We start from the raw sequence: 22900 nt of genomic DNA on the forward strand, positions 1-22900 counted from the left end.
CCAAAAGCCAACGCCACCGGCGGCTGGTGGAGGCAGCGCAGCGGTGGCGTTTTGTGCGGCCACTAAGGCCGCTGGCCCAAGGGTTTACTTCTTCAGGCTGTCGCGAATTTCGCGCAGCAACACAATGTCTTCGGGAGGGGCCGCTGGTGCGGCGGGGGCGGCAGGGGCTTCGCGCTTGAGGCGGTTGATCTGCTTGATCATCATGAAGATGATGAACGCCAGGATCACAAAGTTGACCGCCACGGTCAGGAAGTTGCCATAGGCAAACACTGGCACACCGGCCTTTTTGAGGGCGTCGAGTGTGGTGCCCGTGCCTGGAGGCACGTTGCCCAGCACGATGAACAGGTTGGAGAAATCGAGCTTGCCGAAGATGAGCCCCACCACCGGCATGATCAGGTCCGCTACCACCGAATCCACGATCTTGCCAAAGGCGCCGCCAATGATGACGCCCACCGCGAGGTCAATCACATTGCCCTTGACCGCGAACTCCCTGAACTCTTGCATCATCCCCATGTTGTTGCTCCTTGTAAAACGGTGATGGGGGAGTATTGCCCGGTTCGCACCCCTGTCAAGCCAGCAAACCACTTGGAAATAACCATTTTCACTCCGCTACAATTCGCGGTTGACCCCAATCTAGCGATGTTCATCGAGGATCCCCATGAGTGACACTCCAATCGACTCCAGCAAGCGGACGTGGATCATCACGTCAGCATGTGCTGGTGCGGTGGGCGGCGTGGCAACCGCCGTTCCTTTCGTGAGTACTTTCCAGCCCTCAGAGCGTGCCAAAGCCGCTGGTGCTGCTGTCGAGGTGGATATCTCCGCCCTCAAACCTGGAGAAAAGGTCACTGTGGAGTGGCGCGGCAAGCCCGTCTGGATCATCAAGCGCACGCCGGAGCAACTGGCAGAGCTGCCCAAGCTCGACGGCCAGCTCGCCGATCCCAAGTCGGAGCGCAAGCCCTCTGAACTCACGCCTGAGTACGCCCGCAACGAGGCGCGTTCGATCAAGCCAGAAATTTTTGTGGGTGTGGGCATTTGCTCGCACTTGGGTTGCTCGCCGTCGGACAAGTTCCAGACCGGTGCACAACCTTCGCTGCCCGACGACTGGAAGGGCGGCTTCCTGTGCCCTTGCCACGGCTCCACGTTCGACATGGCGGGCCGCGTCTTCAAGAACAAGCCAGCACCCGACAACCTTGAGGTGCCTCCGCACATGTACCTGTCCGATACGCGCCTGCTGATCGGTGAAGACAAGAAGGCTTGACGGAGAACGACATGGCCCACGAATTCAAAGAAATCTCGCCGAACGCCTCCGCAGGCGCCAAGGTCACCAACTGGTTCGAGAACCGGTTCCCGACGGCCTTTGACGCCTACAAGGTGCACATGTCGGAGTACTACGCTCCGAAGAACTTCAACTTCTGGTACATCTTCGGCTCGCTGGCGCTGGTCGTGCTGGTGATCCAGATCGTGACCGGCATCTTCCTGGTCATGCACTACAAGCCGGACGCCAACCTCGCGTTCGCGTCGGTCGAGTACATCATGCGCGATGTGCCCTGGGGCTGGTTGATCCGCTACATGCACTCCACGGGCGCTTCGGCGTTCTTTGTGGTGGTGTACCTGCACATGTTTCGTGGCCTCATCTACGGCAGCTACCGCAAGCCGCGCGAGCTGGTCTGGATCTTCGGTTGCGCGATCTTCCTGTGCCTGATGGCCGAAGCCTTCATGGGTTACCTGCTGCCCTGGGGACAGATGTCCTACTGGGGCGCCCAGGTGATCGTGAACCTGTTCGCTGCCATCCCCTTCATTGGTCCTGATCTGGCCCTGCTGATCCGTGGCGACTATGTGGTTGGCGATGCGACGCTGAATCGCTTCTTCAGCTTCCACGTGATTGCCGTGCCCCTGGTGCTGCTGGGCCTTGTGGTGGCGCACTTGCTGGCGCTGCACGACGTGGGCTCCAACAACCCCGATGGTGTGGAAATCAAGGGCCCCAAGGCTCCCAAGGATGCCAATGGCAAGCCGCTCGATGGCGTGCCCTTCCACCCCTACTACACGGTGCATGACATCTTCGCGCTGAGCATGTTCCTGATGGCATTCACGGCCGTGGTGTTCTTTGCTCCTGAGTTCGGTGGTTACTTCCTCGAATACAACAACTTCATCCCTGCGGATCCGCTCAAGACCCCTGCACACATTGCTCCGGTCTGGTACTTCACGCCGTTCTATTCGATGCTGCGTGCCATCACCACTGAGATGATGTATGTGCTCGTGCTGTGCGTGGTCGCTGGCGCCGGTTTTGGCGTGCTCAAGGCCAAGCTGCCCAGCTTCGTGAAGGCGGGTATCGCCGGTGCGGCCGTGGTGGTCATCGCCATGATGCTGTCCATCGATGCCAAGTTCTGGGGCGTGGTGGTGATGGGTGGCGCTGTGATCATCCTGTTCTTCCTGCCCTGGCTGGATCACAGCCCTGTCAAGTCGATCCGCTACCGTCCTGACTGGCACAAGTATTTGTACGGCGTGTTCGTGATCATCTTCCTGATCCTGGGCTACCTGGGTGTTCAGCCACCATCGCCGATCGGCGAGCGTGTGTCGCAAGTCGGAACGCTGTTCTACTTCGGCTTCTTCCTGCTGATGCCCTGGTGGAGCCGCATCGGTGAAACCAAGCCCGTGCCTGACCGCGTGACCTTTGTGGCGCACTGAGCCTGGAGATAACAACAATGAAGAAAATCATCCTCACGTTGATCGCCGCTGTGGGTCTGGTCGCCGGTGCTGCCCATGCGGCGGGTGGCGACACCATTGCCTGGGACAAGGCGCCCAACAAGACCAACGACCTGGCCTCGCTGCAAAACGGTGCCAAGGTGTTCGTGAACTACTGCCTGAGCTGCCACTCGGCGGCCTACATGCGGTTCAATCGCCTGCGCGACATCGGCCTGACCGAGCAGCAGATCAAGGACAACCTGCTGTTCACCACCGACAAGGTGGGTGAAACCATGAAGGCGTCGATCGATCCCAAGCAGGCCAAGGAATGGTTTGGTGCCAATCCGCCCGACCTCACCGTGATTGCACGCTCACGTGCAGGCCACGGCGGCACGGGGGCTGACTATCTGTACACCTTCCTGCGCACCTTCTATCGCGACGACACCAAGGCCACCGGCTGGAACAACCTAGCTTTCCCCAGCGTCGGTATGCCCCATGTTCTGTGGCAGTTGCAGGGCGAACGTCGTCCCGTGTTTGAAGAACACGAGAGCCACGGCCACAAGACCCATGTGTTCAAGGGCTGGGAGCAGATCACGCCTGGCACGATGACGCCTTTGCAATTCGATCAGAATATTGGTGATCTGGTGAACTATCTGCAGTGGATGGGCGAGCCCGCGCAGAACACCCGTTGGCGCGTGGGCGTCTGGGTGCTGATGTTCCTGGGCGTGTTCACGATCATTGCTTGGCGCTTGAACGCTGCGTTTTGGAAGGACGTCAAGTAAACGCCAGATCCATCGCTAGCACCCTGCGGGGTGCCGTCGGATTTATTACAGAGTGGGCGCTTTTGGCGTCCCACTCTTTTGATTTTTAGGAGCCTCCCACCATGATGGTGCTTTACTCGGGTACGACCTGTCCCTTCTCCCACCGCTGCCGTTTTGTCCTGTTTGAAAAAGGCATGGACTTTGAAATCCGCGATGTGGACCTGTACAACAAGCCCGAAGACATCAGCGTGATGAACCCGTACGGCCAGGTGCCGATCCTGGTCGAGCGCGACCTGATCCTGTACGAGTCGAACATCATCAATGAGTACATCGATGAGCGTTTTCCTCACCCGCAACTGATGCCTGGTGACCCGGTGGACCGCGCCCGCGTGCGCCTGTTCCTGCTCAACTTCGAGAAGGAATTGTTCGTGCATGTGAACACGCTCGAATCGCGTGCGACCAAAGGCAATGAGAAAGCGTTGGAAAAGGCGCGCGCCCACATCCGTGACCGCCTGACGCAGCTGGCCCCGGTGTTCCTCAAGAACAAGTACATGCTGGGCGACAACTTCTCGATGCTGGACGTGGCCATCGCGCCGCTGCTGTGGCGCCTCGACTACTACGGCATTGATCTGTCCAAGAATGCGGCCCCGCTGCTCAAGTACGCTGAGCGCATCTTCTCGCGCCCGGCTTACATTGAAGCGCTGACGCCGTCCGAAAAGGTCATGCGCAAGTAAGCAGCGGCCTGCAGACTTCCCTCTTTCCATAGCAGCTGTAGTACCGCCATCCATGACCGCACAGGAATCGACCTCCACGCGCCCCTATCTCATTCGCGCCCTGTACGAATGGTGTACCGACAACGGGCTCACGCCTTACGTGGCGGTGCGTGTGGACGACTCGGTGCAGGTGCCGCGCGAGTATGTGAAGGATGGCGAGATCGTTCTGAACATCAGTTTTGATGCGACCAGCGCGCTGCAACTGGGCAATGAATTCATTGAGTTCAAGGCGCGTTTTGGTGGCAAGCCCCGCGAAATTCTGGTGCCGGTCGGGCGTGTGATCGCTATCTATGCCCGTGAGAACGGTCAAGGTATGGCGTTCCCGCCACCGGTGGATCTGTTGACTTCTGCGGAGGGGGCTCCCTCTGCACTGTCTGCTGCTGCGTCCCCCGCGCCGGTGCAAACGGAAGAGGCGACGGCTGCCGTGCCTGCCGAAGACCGTGTCGTGCAGCTGGTGGGTGTGGAAGATGGCCACAAGGATGATGGGGGCGACGCTCCTCGGCCGCCGCCTGCTCAAGGTGGAGCACGCCCCTCGCTAAAGCGCATCAAATAGCTGCTGTTTCAAATTTCGGGCGGTTTTTACAGGATAAAATACTGCCTTCGCCGGTTTAGCTCAGTTGGTAGAGCACCCGCCTTGTAAGCGGTAGGTCGTCAGTTCGATTCCGACAACCGGCACCATTTCTCTTGCTTTTTGCATTCCCTGGCACTGACGCCCTGGCCGTCAGGTTTGAACTTTCAGGCGAATCGCGTTAACCTCCCACCCCCGACTGCGCAGATGCGCCTGCAAAGCAGGCAGCAGTTGGCGTATTTTTGCCGCCGCAGCATTGCTCTTGACCAGCAGGCACCAGCTGTCCCCGTCAATGGGGCCTGCCTGAACCGCTGGGCGCAACGCGGCGGGAATCAGCAATTCAATGGCCTTGAGCCGATCACTGGAGTCGCGTGTCAGCGCTGTAAGCTTTGCCAGCGTGGGGGATTCCTCGCTGGCTTGCTGCAGGGTGACGGCGTAGTGGCGGCGATTCATGGTGTGGCGTCTTCGGGCGTGGAGTATTGGCAGTGCATTTGATTATCACGGACGCCAGACTGGCGCGCAGCCGGGCCATTCATTTGTCTGGCACGCGCTTGGTCCTGGCGGGGCTTGCTGTGTCGCTGTGCCTGATGGTGGTGGCTGCAGGGCTCTACCACTGGGTTTTTCTGAAAGGGGCGCGTGAAGGGTGGCCTATCGTGGGCTCGCTGGTGCGCCTTGTGGTCAAGGATGAGTTTGCCGAGCGTGACCGATTCATGCGCGCCAATCTCGATGCCATGGCCCGGCGTGTGGGTGAAATGCAAGCGCGCATGGTGCAGCTGGAGTCCCTGGGGGATCGTGTGCTAGGCCTTGCGGGCATGGCACCTGCTGACATTCAGAAAGCGGATGCTCGCGGCGGCGCCCTCGTGAGCGCGCGCAACCTGTCCATGGAAGAGCTGCAAACCACTCTGGATGATCTGGAGCGCCTGACCAACCAGCGTGTGGATCTGATGACGGTGCTGGAGTCCCGTCTGTTTGACCAGCACATCCGCAAGAAGATGATTCCGACCCATGCGCCCGTCACGGGGCGTGTCGCAGGGTCGGGTTTTGGCTGGCGGGTCGATCCCATTACGGGGCAGTCGGCCTTGCACACCGGGTTGGATTTCCAGGCCGACACCGGCACACCCATCCTGGCGGCCGCCGGAGGCGTGGTTGTTACCCAGGAGTACCACCCCGCCTACGGCAACATGATCGAGGTAGACCATGGCAACCAGCTGGTGACGCGCTATGCCCATGCCTCGCGCGTCTTGATCAAGCAGGGCGACATCGTGCGCCGCGGGCAAAAGATTGCGGAGATCGGTACCACCGGCCGCTCGACGGGGCCGCATCTGCACTTTGAGGTGCTGGTGCAGGGGGTTTTCCAGGACCCACAGAAGTTCCTGAATGCGGGCGGTACGGCCACTGGCGCACAGGTAGCCGCCATTCAGCCCTCCACGTTGGCAGGACAGCCGGCCGCGCCGGCACCGGGCAGGTAAAATCGCGGGTCCGGCGTTCTCTGCCCGCAGTTGCAATGCTTGCAATATCGGTCGCAGGACCCATCTGAACTCAATTCATCTTAGGGATTTCGGTCGCTTGGCGCGCTGATTGCAGCGGGGCAGGCGGTCCTGTTCGCATGGCCACCAACTTCCTCACCAAAATATTCGGCAGCCGCAATGACCGGCTCCTCAAGCAGTACCGCAAGACGGTGACCCGCATCAATGCGATGGAGCCCGATTACGAGAAGCTGTCGGACGAGCAGCTCCGGGCCAAGACGCAGGAGTTCAAGGACCGTGTGGCCAAGGGCGAGTCGTTGGACAGCATGCTCCCCGAAGCCTTCGCCGTGGTGCGCGAGGGGTCCAAGCGCATCATGAAGATGCGGCACTTTGATGTGCAGCTGCTCGGTGGCATGGCGCTGCACTTCGGCAAGATCGCCGAAATGCGCACTGGCGAGGGCAAGACCCTGACGGCCACGCTGCCGGTGTACCTCAATGCCCTTTCTGGCAAGGGCGTGCACGTGGTGACGGTGAATGACTACCTCGCCAACCGCGATGCGCAGTGGATGGGGCGCCTGTACAACTTCCTGGGCCTCACGGTGGGTATCAACCTGCCCAACATGCCCCGTGAAGAAAAGCAGGCTGCGTACCGTGCCGACATCACCTACGGCACCAACAACGAATACGGCTTTGACTACCTGCGCGACAACATGGTCTATGAAGCGCAGGACCGTGTGCAACAGGGCCTGAACTTTGCCATCGTGGACGAGGTGGACTCGATCCTGATCGACGAAGCCCGCACGCCGCTCATCATCAGTGGCCAGGCCGAAGACCACACGGCGATGTACATCGCGATGAACAAAGTGGTGCCCCTGCTGGTGCGTCAGGAAGGCGAGGCGGACCCCCGCACAGGCGAGGGTGTGACCAAGCCCGGCGACTTCACGCTGGACGAAAAAACCCACCAGGTGTTTCTGACCGAGCAAGGCCACGAAACTGCCGAACGCATTCTGGCGTCCCACGGCCTGATCGCCGAAGGCGCCTCGGTGTACGACCCGGCCAACATCACGCTGATGCACCACCTGTATGCAGCGCTGCGGGCCAATCACTTGTACCACCGCGATCAGCACTACGTGGTGCAAAACGGCGAGATCGTGATCGTGGACGAGTTCACCGGCCGCCTGATGTCGGGCCGCCGCTGGAGTGAAGGTCTGCACCAGGCCGTGGAAGCCAAGGAAGGCGTGAACATCCAGGCCGAGAACCAGACACTGGCCTCCATCACGTTCCAGAACTATTTCCGCCTGTACAACAAGCTCGCCGGCATGACGGGTACGGCCGATACCGAAGCCTACGAGTTCCAGGAAATCTACGGCCTGGAAACCACGGTCATCCCGCCCAACCGGCCCAGCAAGCGCGACGACCAGCTGGACCGCGTCTACAAGACCACGCGCGAGAAGTACGAAGCCGCCATCAAGGACATTCGCGAATGCCATGAGCGCGGCCAGCCCGTGCTGGTGGGTACGACGTCGATCGAGAACTCCGAAATCATCGACCAGCTGCTGAACAAGGAAGGCCTGCCCCACCAAGTGCTCAATGCCAAGCAGCACGCCCGTGAGGCCGACATCGTGGCCCAGGCCGGTCGCGAGGGCATGATCACCATCGCCACCAACATGGCCGGTCGTGGTACCGACATCGTGCTGGGCGGCAATATCGAGAAGGATGTGGCGGCCATCGAAGCCGACGAATCCCTGTCCGAGTCCGACCGTGCCGCCAAGGTGGCCGCGCTGCGTGAGCAGTGGAAGGTTGACCACGAGAAGGTCAAGGCGCTGGGCGGCCTGCGCATCATCGCCACCGAGCGCCATGAGTCGCGCCGCATCGACAACCAGCTGCGTGGCCGTTCGGGCCGCCAGGGCGACCCAGGTTCGTCGCGTTTCTATCTGAGCCTGGACGATTCGCTCATGCGCATCTTCGCGGGCGACCGCGTGAAGGCGATCATGGACCGCCTGAAGATGCCTGATGGCGAAGCCATTGAAGCGGGCATCGTGACGCGCAGCATCGAGTCGGCCCAGCGCAAGGTGGAGGCCCGCAACTTCGACATCCGCAAGCAGTTGCTGGAGTATGACGATGTGGCCAACGACCAGCGCAAGGTGATCTACCAGCAGCGCAACGACATCCTCGACGCGTCTGACCTGTCGGATGTGATTGCGGCCATGCGCGAAGACTGCATGACCGATCTGGTGCGCCAGTACGTGCCCGCCGAATCGGTGGAAGAGCAGTGGGATCTGGCCGCGCTGGAAAAGGCGCTCGCAGAAGAATGGCAGGTGCCGATCGCGCTGCAGCAGGAAGTGCAGGGCGCCAATGCAATCACCGACGACGAGATCCTGGACAAGGTCTTGCAGGCCGCGCACGCTGCCTTCAATGCCAAGGTCGAGCAGGTGGGCCGCGAAAACTTCACGCAGTTTGAGCGTGTGGTGCTGCTGCAGAACTTTGACTCCAATTGGCGCGATCACCTGAGCGCACTCGATTACCTGCGCCAGGGCATCCACTTGCGCGGCTATGCGCAAAAGCAGCCCAAGCAGGAGTACAAGCGCGAGGCTTTCGAGCTGTTCCGCCAGCTCATCGACCAGGTCAAGAACGAGGTCACCAAGATCCTCATGACCGTGCAGGTGCAGTCGCAGGCGCAGCTCGACCAGGCCGCGCAGGACATGGAGCAGCGCGCCGAGAGCATTGCCAACGTGACCTATACCGCGCCCACCGAAACCGGCGAAGTGGAAACCACGGTGGATGCACAGACCGTGGCCCAGCAAGCGCTGCCCGAAGGTATGCGTGTGGGCCGCAACGACCCCTGCCCCTGTGGCAGCGGCAAGAAATACAAGCAGTGCCACGGCAAGCTGGCTTGATTTCCTGATCCAGACAACACGGGCTTCGGCCCGTGTTTTCATTGGCGCGCCACGGTTTTCCGGATAATCGGCCGCAGTTTTTTCAGAAAGACCTTCATGCCCGTCAATCTAGTCGCCCCCGTTGCTGCCGATCTGCACCCCATCGCCGGTGTGCGCATCGGTGTTGCCGAAGCTGGTGTCCGCAAGGCCCACCGCAAGGACCTCACCGTGTTCCTGCTGGACGAGGGCGCCAGCGTGGCTGGCGTGTTCACGCAGAACCGCTTTTGCGCAGCGCCGGTGCAGATCAGCCGCGAGCATTTGAGCAGCGGCCAGTCCATTCGCGCCATGGTCATCAACACGGGCAACGCCAATGCGGGCACCGGGGCTGACGGCCTGGCGCGTGCGCGCGCCACCTGCATTGCGCTCGCTCGTCAGCTGAGTGTGGCGCCCGAGCAGATCCTGCCGTTCTCAACCGGCGTGATCATGGAGCCGCTGCCCAACGACCGCATCGAAGCGGGACTGCCCACCGCCATCGCCGATGCGCAGCCCGGCCATTGGGCCCGTGCCGCCGAGGGCATCATGACCACCGACACACTGCCCAAGGCGTTCTCTGCGCAGGTGCAGATCGGTGGCGCCACAGTGTCCATCACGGGCATCAGCAAGGGCGCGGGCATGATCCGCCCCAACATGGCCACCATGCTGGGCTTCCTGGCCACGGACGCTTGCGTGGCGCCCGCCGTCATGCAGCAACTGGCGCGTGATCTGGCTGACGGCTCTTTCAATCGCGTCACCATTGACGGTGACACATCGACCAACGATTCGTTCGTGGTCGTTGCCACCAACAAAGCAGCGCATGCGCCCGTGACCTCGCTCGACAGCGCGGACGGCCAGGCCCTCAAGGCTGCGATGCTCTCGGTGTCACAAAAGCTGGCGCAGGCGATCGTGCGGGACGGCGAGGGGGCGACCAAGTTCATCACAGTGCGGGTCGAAGGCGGCAAGACTGGCGACGAGTGCCGCAAGGTGGCGTACGCCATTGCCCATTCGCCGTTGGTCAAGACGGCCTTTTTTGCCAGCGACCCCAACCTGGGCCGCATCCTGGCGGCCGTGGGCTATGCCGGCATTGACGACCTGGACCAGACCGGCATCGACCTGTACCTGGACGATGTGCACGTGGCGCTGCAAGGGGGGCGCAATCCTGCCTATCGCGAAGAAGACGGCCAGCGGGTGATGAAGCAGAGCGAGATCACGGTGAGGGTGCTACTGGGGCGCGGTACCGCAGCGGACACGGTGTGGACCTGCGACTTCAGCCACGAGTACGTGACCATCAACGCCGACTACCGCTCGTGAGTTGGATTTTGCTATCTTTATGATAGCTGTTGAGGCATATTCCACTAGCGCATGTCGCCACAATGAACGAAAAATTTGAACGCTTGGTCGAACGTGCCGAGCAGCTCATCGCCCGCATCGAGTCGGTGCTGCCCCAGCCGCTGGGAGCGCCTGACTGGTCCGCCTCCATTGCCTGGCGCTACCGCAAGCGCAGCAGTGGGCATGGCACGCTGGAACCCGTGCGCCACGTGGGGGCGATGCGGCTGGCAGACCTCAAGGAAATCGATCCGCAAAAAGAAAAGATCGAACGCAATACGCAGCAGTTTGTGCAGGGCAAGCCCGCCAACAACGTGCTGCTGACCGGTGCGCGTGGTACCGGCAAGTCGTCGCTGATCAAGGCCTGCTTGAACGCTTACGCAGCCGAAGGCCTGCGCCTGATAGAGGTGGACAAGGCCGACCTGACCGACCTGCCGGACATCGTGGACGTAGTGTCTGACCGGCCCGAGAAATTCATCGTCTTCTGCGATGACCTGAGTTTTGAGGACGGCGAGCCAGGCTACAAGGCGCTCAAGTCGATCCTGGACGGCTCGGTGGCGGCCGCCACGCCGAACGTGCTGATCTACGCCACCAGCAACCGACGCCACCTGCTGCCGGAGTACATGGCCGACAACCTCACGTACACCCACACCGATGACGGAGAGGTGCACCCGGGCGAGGTGGTGGAGGAGAAGATTTCGCTGTCGGAGCGTTTTGGCCTGTGGGTCAGCTTCTACCCGTTCAGCCAGCAGGAGTACCTGACCATCGTGGCGCAGTGGTTGTCGTCGTTCGGTGTGCCCGCACAGGCCATTGAGGAGGCGCGGCCTGAGGCCCTGGTCTGGGCGCTGGAGCGTGGCTCGCGCAGCGGCCGTGTGGCGTACCAGTTTGCGCGTGACTATGCGGGGCGACATGGCGGCTGAACATCTCGCTCCAGACAGCGTCCCGGCCACTGCCGAACGCAAACACACCGAAGTGGCCGTGGGCATCCTGCTGCGCGCAGACGGCGCGATGCTGCTATCCACCCGCCCGCCGGGCAAGCCCTACGCGGGGTACTGGGAGTTTCCGGGTGGCAAGCTGGAGGCGGGCGAGACCGTGGAGCAGGCGCTGCGCCGCGAACTGATCGAGGAGCTGGGCGTGACCATCGGCCCGGCCAGCGTCTGGAAAGTGACCGAACACGATTACCCCCACGCACTGGTACGGCTGCACTGGTGCAAGGTATGGGAGTGGACTGGCGAATTCGAGATGCGTGAAGGCCAGGCCATGGCCTGGCAGCAAATGCCGATCACGGTGTCCCCGGTGCTGCCCGGTGCCTATCCGGTGTTGCAATGGCTGGCTGAGGAGCGGGGTCTGCAGTCCGCGGTGGAGTGAGACTCCTGCCTGTGTAGGACTGATTTGCTATTGAATTAGTAGCTCCTCAGGCATGCAGCACTAGCGCTACCGCTGGTTTTTGGCGAAATCGCTCTTGAATGGCGCCTATGACCTTGGTCAATGCTGCTGGCGCGGGTCGCCATGGGGGGCGTCGTCTGGCGGCGCTTCGGTGGGCATGCGAAAGCTTTCGCTGGCCCATGCGCCAAGGTCTATCTGCTTGCAGCGCTCGCTGCAAAACGGACGGTATACATTCGCGGCGCTATACACGCTATCTCCGCCGCAGCTGGGGCAGGTGACGATGCGTGCCTGCGAGGAAGGGGCTAGGGAGTGGGGCATCCTGGGGTGATCCTCTTGCTCAAGTCGGCCCGCCCGATCTTTAGCAGGCTTTGGCGCGATTCAGTCTCTGGGCTTGGGCTGGCTAAGGCCTACGCGCACAGGGTCAGTTCAAACGCCGCATCTTCGTTGCAGGCGTGCAGGCGTCCATCGCCTTCCAGCCGCATGAGCCGCACCGAGACAATCAGACGGTTGCCACTGATTTCCGGGATCAGGTTCAGCGCTGGGTCGATGCGAAGCCGCAGCAGCTGGAAGGTGCGGCCCTGGGGCAGATTCTGCTGAAACTGTCCGCGTTCTGCCGCGACCTTTTGGGGCACGCCTGAATCGCGCAGCAGCTTGAGCAGCACATAGATCGACTCGGCGAGGGGCGCCAACGTGGAGGCCCATTCCTCCAGGGCCTGCTGACGCACCGCCGGGGGGTGGTGTTGCCACGCGTAATAGGCTGGCAGGTCAAAGCCACAGGTCCCACCCGGAATGCCGATGCGGCTGCGGATGCTCATCAGCCAGTCGTTTTCCGTCAGCGCATGGCCCGACTTGCCGCTTTGGGTGTTGAGTGCCACGAAGCACCGGTCCAACTGGCTGATCACCGCGTCCAGTGCGGCTTCAGAAATGGAGGGGTTGCCTCGGTACGTGTCGAGCTGGTGCTTGTGCTTTTCGATGTCCTTGAGCACATCCGACTTCAGATCGGCCCGGGCGGCCACATCCATGATCTCGAAAATCGTCACCAAGGCGAAATGGTGGTCCAGCGCGTGAGGCCGGGGGATCAACTCCCCCAAGCGGCGGAACAGCTGCTCCAGCCGCAGATAGGTTCTGAGACGCTCGTTAAAGGGGTATTCGTAAAGGATCACGCTGGCGGGTTCCTGGAGGCTCAGGGAGTATTCTGACGCCGGTGGCGCACGGCATGGGGTGAAAGCACAAACGGTTTCGTACGCATCATAGCCCGAACAGTGTGGCCACTTGCTGCACCTCAGCCTGTAACTGCTCTAGCGAGCAATGTGCTTCGTTGGCAATCACCACATCTGCCACCGCCCTGCGCGCTGGGCGCGTAGCTTGTGAGGCAACGATGCCTTGCACAGCTTCGGCAGACAGACCGCTGCGCTGCATGACCCGCGAGATCTGGGTCTGCTCTGTGCAGTCCACCACGACCACGGCGTCGAGCTGGCGCGCCCACCGCCCGGACTCCGTCAGCAGCGGGATGTCGTGCACGATCCATCGACGGCCAGACTGTATGGCCTGTTGAATCCGTTGCTGGCTTTGCAAGGCCACCAAGGGGTGCACGATGGCCTCCAGCTGGCTGCGCGCCTGCGGTTGGCTGAAGGCCAGTTGCCGCATGCGCGCACGATCCAGCGCACCCGATGCATCAACATATGCTTCACCAAAAGTAGTTCGAATGGCAGGCATGGCCGCACCGCCCGGCCCAGTCACCTCCCTGGAGATCTGGTCGGCGTCGATGAGGCTTGCACCCAAGGACGCCATCATCTGGCCTACGGTGCTCTTGCCGCTACCGATGCCGCCGGTCAGACCCAGGCGCAAGGGCTGTCGGTGGGTTGCCATGTGAGTTCGTCAGAGCCCCAGAAGACCGAGCACTGTACCCAAAATGGCGTTGGGGCCGAACACCATCGCGGTGAGCCCTGCACCCACTAGGAAGGGGCCGAACGGAATGTAGCCACCCTCACGCAAGCTGCTGAAAACTTTCATTGCAATCCCAATGATGGCGCCAATCACTGAAGACATCAAAATGATCGGCACCAGCGCCTGCCAGCCAAACCATGCGCCCAATGCTGCAAACAGCTTGAAGTCGCCGTAGCCCATACCTTCTTTGCCTGTCGCCAACTTGAAGCCCCAGTAGACCAGCCAGAGCGACAGGTATCCTGCCGCAGCGCCCATAACGGAAGCAAACAACGGTACGTTCGTCCATTGCAGGGCGGACGCCAGCAACCCTGCCCAGAGCAAAGGCAAGGTGATGTCATCGGGCAAAAGCGTGGTGTCCCAGTCAATGAACGCCAGAGCAATCAGGGCCGCCGAAAAGCCGCACCATGCCAACCCCGCAGGCGTCGCGCCCCAGCGGTGGATACAAAAAAAGAACAGCGCTCCCGTTGCCAGTTCGACCATCGGGTAGCGGGGGCTGATGCGTGTTTTGCAGGACGAACACCATCCGCGCAACAACAGATAACTTAAAACAGGAATGTTTTCATGCCACCGCACCACATGCCCGCAAGCCGGGCAGCGGGACCGAGGTGTCATGAGGTTGAAGGTGGGCTGCGTGTCCTCGGGTAGCTCTTTGCCCTGGTTGGATGCCTCGACTTGCGCCAGCTCTGCCGCCCATTGCCTCTCCATCATTTTGGGAAGGCGGTAAATCACCACATTCAGAAAACTGCCGAAAAGCAACCCGATCGCGCCGCCGAAAACGGCGTCCCACCACGCGTCCAACACCATTACACGACCTGACCGAGCTTGAAGATGGGCAGGTACATGGATACCACGATACCGCCGATGAGCGTGCCCAGAAAAACGATGATGATGGGCTCCATCAGGCTGGACAGGCCAGCCACCATGTCATCCACCTCGGCTTCATAGAAGTCGGCAGCCTTGCCAAGCATGTGGTCGATAGAGCCGGATTCTTCGCCGATGGCGCACATCTGTAGCACCATGGACGGAAAGATATTGGCATTTCCCATGGCTGCGGTGAGGCTGGTGCCTGTAGAGACTTCTTGCTGGATCTTGTCCGTCGCCATGGAATACACCGAATTACCTGCAGCTCCGCCCACCGAATCAAGGGCCTCCACCAGGGGCACACCCGCCGCGAACATAGTGGACAACGTCCGGGTCCAGCGCGCGACACAGGATTTGTCGATCAGGGCACCAAACACGGGCATCCGCAACAGAAGCCGGTCCATGAACATCTGCATCTTTTCATTGCGGCGCCATGCCTGCATGAAAAAGAAAAAGCCTCCGCCGATGACGCCAAATATCAGCCACCACCATTTAACAAATACTTCGCTGATAGCCATTACAAACAATGTGGGGGCTGGGAGGTCGGCTCCGAAAGACGTGAAGACCTCCTTGAACGCTGGAATGACGAAAATCATGATGACGGTCACCACCACGAAGGCCACGATTACCACGGAAATGGGGTACATCAGGGCCGATTTGATCTTCGATTTGATTGCCTCGGTTTTCTCCATGTAGGTGGCTAACCGATCTAGCAGTGCTTCCAAAATACCGGCAGCCTCGCCTGCCTCAACCAGGTTGCAGTAGAGGCTGTCAAAGTACATCGGATACTTTCTGAATGCCCCGTTGAGAGATGTTCCGGTCTCGATATCGGACCGGACATCATTGAGCAGTTTGGTGACGCTGGCATTGGTATTGCCGCGACCCACTATATCGAAAGCCTGCAACAGCGGGACTCCAGCTTTCATCATGGTCGCCAGCTGACGCGTAAATAGCGCTATATCCTTAGGTTTGATTTTTTTGCCCGAGCGCATGCGACGCTTTTTGATTTTGGTGGGGAAAACTCCTTGGCGACGCAGCGTCGCCTGAACCTGATTTTCTCCCACCGCACGGATTTCACCTCTGACAGTTTTTCCATTGCGGTCTTTGCCCTCCCACTCGAAGACAAAATCTCTGATATCTTTTGATGATGCTGCGGTCGCCATGGTGCCCTCGTCCGTGGATGCTATTCGTTGGTGACGGCCAAAACTTCTTCCAGTGAAGTGAGGCCCAATTTTGCTTTAAAAAGCCCGGATTCGCGCAGTGAACGAACACCTTCATTGCGTGCCTGCTCTGCAATTTCCAACGCGCTCCCGTCGCGCAAGATGATTCGCTGGATCTCCTCGGAAATAGGCATCACCTGATATATGCCGAGCCGACCTTTGTAGCCGTTATTGCAAGCCGAGCATCCTACGGGACGGTAGGTCACCCAGGAGCCATCAATTTCGTGTTCCTCGTATCCCGCATCCACCAAAGCTTCATGGGGGATATCTGCGGGAACCTTGCATACAGGGCACAATCGACGCGCCAAACGTTGCGCCGTGATCAGGATCACGCTGGAAGCGATGTTGAACGGCGCAATGCCCATGTTGCGCATCCGCGTGAGCGTGGTGGGGGCATCATTCGTGTGCAGCGTGGAGAGCACAAGGTGACCAGTTTGCGCTGCCTTGATGGAAATATCCGCAGTTTCCAGATCCCGGATTTCACCCACCATGATGATATCTGGATCTTGGCGCAGAAACGACTTCAGCGCTACGGCAAAGGTCAGACCGGCCTTTTCATTCACGTTGACCTGGTTGACGCCCGGCAAGTTGATTTCAGAAGGGTCTTCGGCTGTCGCAATATTGACCCCTGGTTTGTTCAGCAGGTTCAGGCAGGTGTATAAGGACACCGTCTTGCCTGATCCTGTAGGGCCTGTGACCAAAATCATGCCGTAGGGGCGCCCAATAGCTTGGAGCAACCGTTCCTTTTCTACGGGCTCATAGCCAAGCGCATCAATCCCAAGCTTGGCACTGCTCGGGTCCAAAATACGAATTACGATTTTCTCGCCAAATAGGGTCGGCAGAGTGCTTACTCGAAAATCGATCACACGATCGGGCCCCACCTTGAGCTTCATGCGGCCATCCTGAGGCACACGCTTCTCAGAAATATCTAGACGTGAGATCACCTTAATGCGTGACGCGAGCTTGTCCTTGATGGCAATCGGTGGAGAGGCTATTTCGCGGAGTTCTCCGTCAATACGGAAACGGACTCGGTATTGGTGTTCGTAAGGCTCAAAATGCAAATCGGAGGCGCGCATATTGAAGGCGTCGAGCAGCATTTTGTGCAGGAACTTGACGATAGGCGCATCTTCAACTTCCGTTGTTCCTGTATCCGCTTCTTCAGGCGCATCTTCAATAGAGACGTCATCGAAAGCGAAGTCACCCCCTCCACTGATTAGCGTATCCATGGATTCGCTTGCGGATTTGGTGGTGGCTTCTACGAGTCGGCTGAGTTTGTCATATTCCGCAATAATCCAATCCACACCCATTTGGGTGGTGAATTTAATTTTCTCTGCAGCTTCTTGGTCAGTCGGATCGGCCGTTGCGACGATCAGCCGGTTGTTACGCTTGCTCAGGACAACTACGCGATATGCTTGACATATCTTGTTATCCAGAAGCTCCTTCGGCAAGCGCAAAGGATCAATGGCGTCCAAGTCGAGCAGTGGTGCGCCAAAAACTGCAGATACCGTGTGCGCTAGATCCGCTGCAGAAACAGCTCCAGAGCCCGTCAGCTCGGCAATGAAACTAGTACGGCTTATTTGTGATTTTTTGTAAATGTCTTCTGCTGACTTTTGGGTCAGCTTGCCCGCAGACATCAGGGCGCGGCCGAGCCCGGGCAGGGCTACTGCAGAGGCTTCTTTGAGGGCAGTATCAACAGCGGCCATGTAACCGAGAATGTGTTAGGTGTGGAAAAGAAACCATCCTATCATCACCGATCAACCATGGGCTGTACAGCGGCGCATATTGGCAACGGCACCACAAACGGGTGGGATTTTTGGTAGGTGACCATACCGCGATATATGGTCGGGGTGAGAGGATTCGAACCTCCGGCCTCTACGTCCCGAACGTAGCGCTCTACCAGGCTAAGCTACACCCCGCAGCTTGTAAAAGCACTCGCGAGTGATCTAGTGCCTCTTTCAATTTCGCCGCCCCAGCAATTGGGCTGCCAATTCTAGCAAACCCTCCGAATAGGCATTTGCGGGTAATAGTCGGGCGGCAGCCATGGCGCGGTGCGCTTCAGCGAAGGCTGCGGCGCGGGTAACGTCCAGGGCGCCTGTCGAGCGGACGATGCTCACGACTTCTTCTAATCGTTCGGTCGACCCTTGTTCGATGGCTTGGCGAACGATTTCCGCCTGGCTGGGGGTGCCTCGTTCCATGGCGGCGATCAGGGGGAGGGTGGATTTGCCTTCTCTCAAGTCGTCACCCAGATTTTTGCCCATCTCGGCAGTGTCGCCGTCGTAGTCCAGCACATCGTCAATGATCTGGAATGCTGTACCCAGTGCCTGCCCGTAAGTTGCGCATGCCTCTTCCACATCGGGGGGGCTGTTGGCCAGGATGGCGCCGAGGCGGGCGCTGGCTTCAAAAAGTTTGGCTGTTTTGGAGCGGATGACACGCAGATAGCCCGCTTCATCCAGTGAGGCGTCGTGCATGTTCATCAACTGGAGCACTTCGCCTTCCGCAATCACGTTCGTGGCCTCGGAGAGGATTTCCATGATGCGCATGCTTCCAGCCTCGACCATCATCTGGAATGACCGAGTGTGCAGAAAGTCGCCCACCAGAACGCTGGCAGGGTTGCCAAAGGTTTCGTTGGCTGTGGGGCGGCCACGGCGCAGGGTGGATGCATCCACCACATCGTCATGCAGCAGTGTTGCGGTGTGAATCAACTCGACCACTGCCGCCAGGCTGTGTCGATGTGTGCCACGGTAGCCCAAGGCTCCGCACACCATCAGCAGAAGAGCGGGGCGCAGACGCTTGCCGCCAGCTGCAATGATGTATTGCGAGATCTGGGCCACCAGGGGGACACTCGATGTCAGGCGCTGACCGATGACCTTGTCGACCTCGTGCATGTCTTGTGCAACGAGCGTGAGGGGGGAAGCTGCAGGGGCGGTATGGTCAGTCAAGATGGTGGTCACAGAAAGTGCCCGAATTATAGGAAGGCCCGCTACATGCCTGACGAGTGCGGTGGCGTGTTGGTCACGCCGAATTGACTGATGGGCGTGAGGCTGGCGAGGTGATGCCAGATGCGCTATACTCGTCGGCTCTGTAGAAATTCGTCTGCAGAACTCATATCAAGAGGTCAACATGTACGCGGTCATAAAAACCGGCGGCAAGCAGTATCGCGTTGCTTCCGGCGAAAAAATTAAAGTAGAACAGATTGCTGCGGACGTAGGCCAGGAAATTGTGATCGACCAGGTTCTGGCTGTCGGCAACGGCGCTGAACTGAAGGTTGGTACGCCCCTGGTGTCCGGCGCAACCGTGAAAGCCACTGTTGTGGCCCACGGCAAGCACGACAAAGTGCACATTTTCAAGATGCGCCGTCGCAAGCACTATCAAAAACGCCAAGGCCATCGCCAGCAGTTCACTGAGCTGCAAATCGGTGCGATTGCTGCTTAATCGAAGGAGCTAGTCATGGCACAGAAAAAAGGCGGCGGCTCTACGCGAAACGGGCGTGACTCCAAGCCAAAGATGCTGGGTGTCAAGGCCTTCGGTGGTGAACTGATCAGCGCTGGTTCGATCATCGTGCGCCAGCGTGGCACACGTTTCCACCCCGGCACCAATGTCGGCGTTGGCAAGGATCACACCTTGTTTGCCCTGGTGGACGGCCACGTGTCGTTCGGTACCAAGGGTGCATTGTCCAAGTCCACGGTCAATGTGACTCCCGCCTGAGGATTGCTCCTCCGGCAACCATCGAAGCCCCGCTTTGCCGGGGCTTTGTTGTTTGGGCTGCACGCGTCGCTGGTGCGCCTTTGGTCTGTGGCGCCTGGAATGGCCCCTGCTGTTCCGCCACAATTGGCAGCAGCCGACAGTACAGCCTCTTTTGTAAACTGGATACCCCATGAAGTTCGTCGACGAAGCCTTTATTGACATTGCCGCAGGTGATGGTGGTAATGGCTGCGTGTCGTTCCGGCACGAAAAATACAAGGAGTTCGGCGGTCCCAATGGTGGTGACGGTGGGCGCGGGGGGCATGTGTTTGCTGTGGCCGATCCCAACCTCAATACCCTGGTGGACTATCGCTACTCGCGCCGTCACGAGGCCAAACGGGGTGAGCATGGCATGGGCTCCGATATGTTCGGCGCAGCGGGTACGGATATCACACTCAAGATGCCGGTCGGGACCATCATCACCGACGCCGAGACGGGTGAAGTTCTGTATGAGCTGCTGACGCCGGGCGAGGTCATCACCATCGCCAAAGGCGGTGATGGCGGCTTTGGCAACATGCGTTTCAAGAGCGCGATCAACCGGGCCCCGCGTCAAAAAACGCCGGGCTGGCCGGGCGAGAAAAAGAATTTGAAGCTGGAGCTGAAGGTTCTGGCCGATGTGGGCCTGCTGGGCATGCCGAATGCCGGCAAGTCCACCTTCATCACGGCTGTGTCCAATGCGCGACCGAAGATTGCGGATTACCCGTTCACCACGCTGCACCCCAACCTGGGCGTCGTGCGGGTGGGGCCTGAGCAGAGCTTTGTTGTAGCCGACATCCCCGGCTTGATCGAGGGAGCTTCTGAGGGCGCTGGCTTGGGCCACCAGTTCCTGCGCCATCTGCAACGCACGCGTTTGCTGTTGCACATCGTGGACTTGGCACCGTTTGACGATGCTGTGGACCCGGTGGCTCAGGCCAAGGCCATCGTGAACGAGCTCAAGAAATACGACCAGCAGCTTTACAACAAGCCGCGTTGGCTGGTGCTGAACAAGCTGGACATGGTTCCCGCTGATGAGCGTGAGGCGCGCGTGAAGGATTTTGTGAAGCGCTTCAAATGGAAGGGGCCGGTGTTTGAGATCTCGGCCCTCACGCGTGAGGGCTGTGAGCCGCTGATTCACGCCATCTTCCGCCATGTGCAGTCCGAGCAGCGCACGGAGAACGAGCCGGTGGAGGTGGATCCCCGTTTCGCCGGCGATGCGCCAGCCTGACGCGTCGGCGCTCAGAGGATAGGAATTGCTACGTTTTTAATAGCTACTCAGGCATGAAGCAGTAGCGCTATCGGCATCAAAGACATCAAAATGGTATCCAGCGTATTGAAAGATGCCCGCCGCATCGTGGTGAAGGTGGGCTCCAGCCTTGTGACCAACGAAGGGCGTGGACTGGATGAAACTGCCATCGGCGAGTGGAGTCGCCAACTGGCCGCGCTGGTGCGCGGTGTTGGGGGTGCTCCGCGTGAGGTGGTGATGGTGTCCAGCGGTGCCATTGCCGAAGGCATGAAGCGCCTGGGCTGGACCACAAGACCCCAGGAGATCCACGAGTTGCAGGCTGCTGCAGCGGTGGGGCAGATGGGATTGGCGCAAATGTACGAAACCAAGCTGCGCGAGCAGGGGATGGGCAGCGCGCAGGTACTGCTTACCCATGCCGATCTGGCGGACCGCGAGCGCTATCTCAATGCGCGCTCCACCTTGCTCACGCTGCTGCGTTTGGGTGTGGTGCCGGTGATCAACGAAAACGACACGGTGGTCAATGACGAGATCAAGTTTGGCGACAACGACACGCTGGGTGCGCTGGTGGCCAACCTTGTGGAAGCGGACGCCCTGATCATCCTCACAGACCAGAAGGGGCTCTACACCGCCGACCCACGCCGTGATCCGTCTGCGCAGTTTGTGCATGAGGCCAAAGCGGGTGATCTTGCTCTGGAAGCGATGGCGGGCGGTGCAGGCTCCAGCATTGGCAAAGGCGGCATGATCACCAAGATTCTGGCGGCCAAGCGCGCTGCAGGCTCTGGCGCATCGACCGTGATTGCCTGGGGACGCGAATCCGACGTATTGGTCCGTTTGGTGAGTGGTGAGGCGTTGGGTACTTTGCTGGTTGCCCAGACACAGAAAAAGCAGGCCCGCAAGCAGTGGATGGCGGACCATTTGCAACTGCGTGGGTCTGTGGTGGTGGACGCTGGGGCTGCTGCCAAGGTGCGCGACGAAGGCAAAAGCCTGCTGCCCATCGGCATGACGGCAGTGGAGGGGGACTTTTCGCGCGGCGACGTGATTGCCGTGCGCGACGGGTCTGGGGCAGAGATTGCACGCGGCTTGGCCAACTATGCAGCGGCGGAAGCCCGCCTTCTGTGCCGCAAGCCGTCGACGGAGTTTGAGAAACTGCTGGGCTACATGGCTGAGCCGGAAATGGTGCACCGCGACAATCTCGTGTTGGCGCAGGGCGCATAGGGACTGGCTGCGCGCATTGATCATTGCCGACTCATGACTGAGCGGATTCGCCCATCAAAACAAAACGCCTGCATCTGCAGGCGTTTTTCATGGTGCGATGCTGGGGTCAGCGCGGTGTGTCCGATATCGATGGCATGCCGTCGAGTTCTCCCGGCATGCTGTTTTGAGGATCGGGATCAAAACTAGCACCTGGGGGGAGTTCCATGCCAGGGTTGACCAGCATGGAGCCTGTGCGGAACATGTTGGCGACGCCCGCATGTTCACCCTCGCGGGTGCGTAAACCGCTGCGCAAATAGCGGTTGCGCTGCTCGTGTCGCGGCAGATATCGGGCCAGTTCGGTGAGCGCCATCTCATAGACACCGCGTTTGAACTCGACCACCACATCTAGCGGAACCCAGTAGTCGTTCCACCGCCAAGCGTCAAACTCCGGGTGATTGGTCGCACGCAGGTTCAGATCCCAGTCGTGCCCCATCAATTGCAACAGGTACCAGATCTGCTTCTGGCCCTTGTAGTGGCCGCGCGCATCGCGGCGGATGTACCGGTCAGGCACCTCATAGCGCAACCAGTCCCGGGTGCGGGCCACCACGCGAACGTGGTTGGGCAATAATCCCACCTCCTCATGCAGCTCGCGGAACATGGCTTGCTCGGGGGTCTCGCCCCGGTCAATGCCACCCTGCGGGAACTGCCAGCTGTGGGTGCGTATACGCTTGCCCCAAAACACCTGGTTTTTCTGGTTGAGCAGGATGATGCCGACGTTCGGCCGAAAGCCGTCCCGGTCAAGCATAATCAAACCCCAAATTTTTAAACTGTGTCCATTATG

Annotated in this window: 24 protein-coding genes and 2 tRNA genes; 15 read left to right on the top strand and 11 right to left on the bottom strand. The window is 59.9% G+C overall.

Annotation, left to right across the window (positions count from 1 at the left end):
- Positions 1–84: 84 nt before the first annotated feature.
- Positions 85–513, bottom strand: a complete 429-nt coding sequence (gene mscL / locus DBR23_RS11380; RefSeq protein WP_056747266.1) for a large conductance mechanosensitive channel protein MscL — start codon at positions 511–513, stop codon at positions 85–87.
- A 145-nt stretch (positions 514–658) separates the two neighbouring features.
- On the opposite strand from mscL, the gene petA reads away from it, so the two are divergent.
- The 6 genes from petA (at position 659) to DBR23_RS11410 (ending at position 4894) form a co-directional block, all read left to right on the top strand.
- Positions 659–1258: a ubiquinol-cytochrome c reductase iron-sulfur subunit gene (gene petA, locus DBR23_RS11385; protein WP_056060279.1), complete on the top strand. Its 600-nt coding sequence runs from the start codon at positions 659–661 to the stop codon at positions 1256–1258.
- Positions 1259–1269: 11 nt separating this feature from the next.
- A complete protein-coding gene (locus tag DBR23_RS11390; protein ID WP_015012702.1) occupies positions 1270–2685 on the top strand; it encodes a cytochrome bc complex cytochrome b subunit in 1416 nt (471 codons plus the stop codon).
- Between the two features lie 17 nt (positions 2686–2702).
- Positions 2703–3464 (top strand): cytochrome c1, encoded by a 762-nt coding sequence (locus DBR23_RS11395; protein WP_099731102.1) that lies wholly within the window; start codon positions 2703–2705, stop codon positions 3462–3464.
- Between the two features lie 101 nt (positions 3465–3565).
- Positions 3566–4177 carry a glutathione S-transferase N-terminal domain-containing protein gene (locus DBR23_RS11400; protein ID WP_005794209.1) on the top strand — a complete coding sequence of 204 codons (612 nt, stop codon included), beginning with the start codon at positions 3566–3568 and terminating at the stop codon, positions 4175–4177.
- 52 nt (positions 4178–4229) lie between these two features.
- On the top strand, positions 4230–4769 hold the full coding sequence (locus DBR23_RS11405) for a ClpXP protease specificity-enhancing factor (protein ID WP_108498320.1): 540 nt from the start codon (positions 4230–4232) through the stop codon (positions 4767–4769).
- A gap of 49 nt (positions 4770–4818) precedes the next feature.
- A tRNA-Thr gene (locus DBR23_RS11410) sits at positions 4819–4894 on the top strand.
- A 43-nt stretch (positions 4895–4937) separates the two neighbouring features.
- Here DBR23_RS11410 and DBR23_RS11415 read toward each other — a convergent pair.
- Complete coding sequence (locus DBR23_RS11415) at positions 4938–5237, bottom strand: hypothetical protein (RefSeq protein WP_056060290.1); 300 nt, start codon at positions 5235–5237, stop codon at positions 4938–4940.
- A gap of 32 nt (positions 5238–5269) precedes the next feature.
- On the opposite strand from DBR23_RS11415, the gene DBR23_RS11420 reads away from it, so the two are divergent.
- The 5 genes from DBR23_RS11420 (at position 5270) to DBR23_RS11440 (ending at position 11856) form a co-directional block, all read left to right on the top strand.
- Positions 5270–6253: a M23 family metallopeptidase gene (locus tag DBR23_RS11420; RefSeq protein ID WP_108498321.1), complete on the top strand. Its 984-nt coding sequence runs from the start codon at positions 5270–5272 to the stop codon at positions 6251–6253.
- Positions 6254–6390: 137 nt separating this feature from the next.
- Complete coding sequence (gene secA / locus DBR23_RS11425; RefSeq protein ID WP_108498322.1) at positions 6391–9147, top strand: preprotein translocase subunit SecA; 2757 nt, start codon at positions 6391–6393, stop codon at positions 9145–9147.
- Positions 9148–9243: 96 nt separating this feature from the next.
- Positions 9244–10473: a bifunctional glutamate N-acetyltransferase/amino-acid acetyltransferase ArgJ gene (gene argJ, locus DBR23_RS11430; RefSeq protein ID WP_108498323.1), complete on the top strand. Its 1230-nt coding sequence runs from the start codon at positions 9244–9246 to the stop codon at positions 10471–10473.
- A 62-nt stretch (positions 10474–10535) separates the two neighbouring features.
- Positions 10536–11408 (top strand): ATP-binding protein, encoded by an 873-nt coding sequence (locus tag DBR23_RS11435; RefSeq protein WP_108498324.1) that lies wholly within the window; start codon positions 10536–10538, stop codon positions 11406–11408.
- On the top strand, positions 11398–11856 hold the full coding sequence (locus tag DBR23_RS11440; protein ID WP_099732210.1) for an NUDIX domain-containing protein: 459 nt from the start codon (positions 11398–11400) through the stop codon (positions 11854–11856). Before DBR23_RS11435 ends, DBR23_RS11440 begins: the two co-directional genes overlap by 11 nt.
- Before the next feature lie 117 nt (positions 11857–11973).
- Here the strand turns inward: DBR23_RS11440 and DBR23_RS11445 are convergent, their stop codons facing one another.
- The 8 genes from DBR23_RS11445 to DBR23_RS11480 form a co-directional block, all read right to left on the bottom strand.
- Complete coding sequence (locus tag DBR23_RS11445) at positions 11974–12192, bottom strand: DNA gyrase inhibitor YacG (protein ID WP_108498325.1); 219 nt, start codon at positions 12190–12192, stop codon at positions 11974–11976.
- An 89-nt stretch (positions 12193–12281) separates the two neighbouring features.
- Positions 12282–13037: a cell division protein ZapD gene (zapD, locus tag DBR23_RS11450; protein ID WP_056060302.1), complete on the bottom strand. Its 756-nt coding sequence runs from the start codon at positions 13035–13037 to the stop codon at positions 12282–12284.
- Between the two features lie 85 nt (positions 13038–13122).
- Positions 13123–13743, bottom strand: coding sequence for a dephospho-CoA kinase (coaE, locus tag DBR23_RS11455; protein ID WP_108498326.1), 621 nt, complete (start codon positions 13741–13743; stop codon positions 13123–13125).
- A gap of 9 nt (positions 13744–13752) precedes the next feature.
- A complete protein-coding gene (locus DBR23_RS11460; protein WP_108498327.1) occupies positions 13753–14625 on the bottom strand; it encodes an A24 family peptidase in 873 nt (290 codons plus the stop codon).
- A complete protein-coding gene (locus DBR23_RS11465; protein ID WP_108498328.1) occupies positions 14625–15845 on the bottom strand; it encodes a type II secretion system F family protein in 1221 nt (406 codons plus the stop codon). The genes DBR23_RS11460 and DBR23_RS11465 overlap by 1 nt, the downstream gene beginning before the upstream one ends.
- 20 nt (positions 15846–15865) lie before the next feature.
- Complete coding sequence (pilB, locus tag DBR23_RS11470) at positions 15866–17605, bottom strand: type IV-A pilus assembly ATPase PilB (protein ID WP_108498329.1); 1740 nt, start codon at positions 17603–17605, stop codon at positions 15866–15868.
- A gap of 136 nt (positions 17606–17741) precedes the next feature.
- A tRNA-Pro gene (locus DBR23_RS11475) sits at positions 17742–17818 on the bottom strand.
- A gap of 39 nt (positions 17819–17857) precedes the next feature.
- A complete protein-coding gene (locus DBR23_RS11480; RefSeq protein ID WP_108498330.1) occupies positions 17858–18787 on the bottom strand; it encodes a polyprenyl synthetase family protein in 930 nt (309 codons plus the stop codon).
- Positions 18788–19022: 235 nt separating this feature from the next.
- Between DBR23_RS11480 and rplU the strand changes: the two genes are divergently transcribed.
- The 4 genes from rplU to proB all read left to right on the top strand — a co-directional run bounded on the left by rplU (position 19023) and on the right by proB (position 22080).
- The gene (gene rplU, locus DBR23_RS11485) at positions 19023–19334 is read left to right on the top strand and encodes a 50S ribosomal protein L21 (protein ID WP_005794184.1); all 312 of its coding nucleotides are present in this window, start codon (positions 19023–19025) and stop codon (positions 19332–19334) included.
- A 15-nt stretch (positions 19335–19349) separates the two neighbouring features.
- Positions 19350–19607, top strand: coding sequence for a 50S ribosomal protein L27 (rpmA, locus tag DBR23_RS11490; RefSeq protein WP_005794180.1), 258 nt, complete (start codon positions 19350–19352; stop codon positions 19605–19607).
- 169 nt (positions 19608–19776) lie between these two features.
- Positions 19777–20847, top strand: a complete 1071-nt coding sequence (cgtA, locus tag DBR23_RS11495; RefSeq protein ID WP_056747278.1) for an Obg family GTPase CgtA — start codon at positions 19777–19779, stop codon at positions 20845–20847.
- Between the two features lie 90 nt (positions 20848–20937).
- The gene (gene proB / locus DBR23_RS11500; RefSeq protein WP_108498331.1) at positions 20938–22080 is read left to right on the top strand and encodes a glutamate 5-kinase; all 1143 of its coding nucleotides are present in this window, start codon (positions 20938–20940) and stop codon (positions 22078–22080) included.
- A gap of 106 nt (positions 22081–22186) precedes the next feature.
- Here proB and DBR23_RS11505 read toward each other — a convergent pair whose 3' ends face one another.
- Positions 22187–22864: an RNA pyrophosphohydrolase gene (locus tag DBR23_RS11505; RefSeq protein ID WP_108498332.1), complete on the bottom strand. Its 678-nt coding sequence runs from the start codon at positions 22862–22864 to the stop codon at positions 22187–22189.
- Positions 22865–22900 lie beyond the last annotated feature (36 nt).

Origin of the sequence: Acidovorax sp. HMWF018 (assembly GCF_003061035.1) — a bacterium.
GTDB lineage: Bacteria > Pseudomonadota > Gammaproteobacteria > Burkholderiales > Burkholderiaceae_C > Acidovorax > Acidovorax delafieldii.